The organism is Halorubrum sp. ASP1, from assembly GCF_005435135.1.
In the GTDB taxonomy this organism is placed as follows: domain Archaea; phylum Halobacteriota; class Halobacteria; order Halobacteriales; family Haloferacaceae; genus Halorubrum; species Halorubrum tropicale.
The window spans coordinates 5,925-7,613 of record NZ_SGUA01000027.1; the positions used below are offsets into that span (position 1 = coordinate 5,925).

Consider the following 1,689-nt stretch of genomic DNA (forward strand, 5'->3'; position numbering starts at 1 on the left):
AGAAGATTATAAATTCCCCCAACCCAGAATGTAGTTTCACGGACCCATCCGGTCGTCGTCGATGTCGGCGGCGCTCGGGGCCTGAAAAGGACGGCGGACCGCGCTGTGAGGACAGCCGGTCCGCGTGGGGTTCCGTGAGAGAGCACGAAACCCATGTACGGGAACACTACGCGGGGATTTGAAACCCCCGACCGAGGACGCGAATCGAGCTTCACTACCACTCCGGACTCGCTGGCGGTGCTGGTGCGAGCGGACCGCGCGGCGCACGATGTCGCGCAAACCTCGCTCGGCGAGTTCGCCGGAGCAATCGACCTGTACCCTGAGAATCATGATTAAGACTCATAGCGATAGTAGCGGCAAAACCGGCCGTATCGCCCGACGAATCGACCACTTTCAGTTTCACTCCGCCCCTTTGGCCGACCGCTTTTATACCGGCGAAGGTGGCTCCCGTATGGTCGAGATCGACCTTGACGAGGAGACGGATCGGTGGCAGTGGCGGTGTCCGGCTGGTCACCGGTCGTGGGAACCGACGAATTTCCACTTCTGGTGTCAGCAGTGCGCGCGGACACTCGACGAGAAGGTCGAGCCGGAGTTCGCGGAGCTGCGGAACGTCCGGACTGACGAGACCGTCCCGCGCGACGAGGTCGAACTCGTGCGCGGTTCTGACTCCTACGAGAGTCTCCGAGGTGGGAAAGCGTGAGTCTCGACTGGCCTGCAGGCTGGGAGCGGACGCCCGAGTCGGAGCGCGAGCGGAACCGGAGTTTCGAGGCGACGCTCGGCTCGACGACGCAGGATATCGCGACCGAGATGGACCGGATGGATGTTGACCACTGGCGGGCGTCCATCGCGAACAACCATACCAAGTCAAGCGGGCTCCCGCTGCACAACGCGAACCCGGACGATCCGGGGTTCGTGCTCCGGTGGAGCGACGACGGCGAGGAGTTCGCTGTCGCGAGTGACGCGTACTCGCGTCTCCGGGACAACATCCGGACCGTCTACCTGTGGGTTCACGAGACTCGGATGCGGGGAAACCGTCCGGTTCGAACAGGCGACTCCGAGTTCGCGGCGGCACGGCTTCCGCCGGGAGACGGCGACGAGGACGTGATCGTGGCGGGATCTGCCTCGAAGCAACCGCCTCACGAGGTGCTCCGAATCCAAGAAGGCGCTCCCGACGACGTGGTGACTGCTGCCGCCCGTGCTCGGAAGGCGGAGACGCACCCGGACCAGGGCGGGAGTCGCGAGGAGTTCCAGCGCGTGAAGGACGCAGAGTCCGCTATGCTCGGAGGTGACGGTTCGTGAGCCCGACGGTCGAGGTTCAGATCCGTCGGAACCGGAACGGGTCGGTGCTGGCGTACGCGGACCGGGACCGCGCGACGAGCGTCCTCGAGGACCACCGCGCGGTGCTGCACACGCTGTACGATCTGGTCGACCGGCGTCACGGTGCGGACGGTGACGTGGTCGCCCGGATCGTGGTCGCGGAGGACGCGGAAGCGGTCGACGATCTCGACCTGTCGGACCGGTTCCGGCGCGACCTGAACGCGGACCGCGCGATATCGCTCGTCGAGGACCTGCGGTACCACGCGGGCGAGCGGAAGCTCGTCGCCGACGGCGGCGGGTACCGCGCCGAGTGCCCCGAGTGCTCGTGGACCGGCGAGGGGTCGACGCTTTCCGGTGCGGGTCGCGAGGTCG

General features: G+C 66.1%; 2 protein-coding genes and 1 pseudogene. All 3 read left to right on the plus strand.

The window, feature by feature from the left end; genetic code table 11:
- The first annotated feature begins 451 nt into the window (after positions 1–451).
- Positions 452–700 carry a hypothetical protein gene (locus EXE48_RS17950; protein ID WP_137712146.1) on the plus strand — a complete coding sequence of 83 codons (249 nt, stop codon included), beginning with the start codon at positions 452–454 and terminating at the stop codon, positions 698–700.
- Positions 697–1,299: a J domain-containing protein gene (locus tag EXE48_RS17955; RefSeq protein WP_137712147.1), complete on the plus strand. Its 603-nt coding sequence runs from the start codon at positions 697–699 to the stop codon at positions 1,297–1,299. The genes EXE48_RS17950 and EXE48_RS17955 overlap by 4 nt, the downstream gene beginning before the upstream one ends.
- Positions 1,296–1,689, plus strand: a pseudogene (locus EXE48_RS17960) (hypothetical protein); the annotation flags it as partial. The gene EXE48_RS17955 and the pseudogene EXE48_RS17960, both read left to right, overlap by 4 nt.